At 42.7% G+C, this 391-nt stretch carries 1 pseudogene; it reads right to left on the bottom strand.

Annotation, left to right across the window (positions count from 1 at the left end):
- Positions 1-391, bottom strand: a pseudogene (locus tag KMS84_RS39290) (hypothetical protein); the annotation flags it as partial.

The following is a 391-nucleotide window of genomic DNA, read 5'->3' as shown; positions in this document are numbered from 1 at the left end:
CTATTGAATTAAGCGTTTTTTCATCAAAGTAGGGGTGGAGCAGTGCTGGAAACGCTAAGTGCTTGTTCTTTGATCCACGCTTTGAATTACAGCTGCCGCATGATGGAAATAAGTTGTAGCTGAATACTGCAAACTCGGGGTAAGGAGTTTTCGGCAGGTAGTGCTCGAGTGTTCGCCCACCAGATCCTCCGCACATTGGACAGGCAAGCAATGTGTGATTTAGCACTTCGTTAATCCAGTCAAGTTTGAATTTTGCTGGTCGATTTTGATATGCTAATTTTAATGTTTCAACTTGGCCCGCATTTAGGCCGAGTGGAACTATCGATGTAGAACCTTTCAGAGCTTTATATTGATCGTATGCATCTGATATAGCACCGTATGATCCATTTAA

It is taken from the genome of Streptomyces hilarionis, from assembly GCF_024539675.1.
GTDB classification, from domain to species: Bacteria; Actinomycetota; Actinomycetes; order Streptomycetales; family Streptomycetaceae; genus Streptomyces; species Streptomyces hilarionis.
The sequence above is the reverse complement of the archived record's forward strand: the minus strand, read 5'-3'. Positions and strand labels throughout refer to the sequence as shown.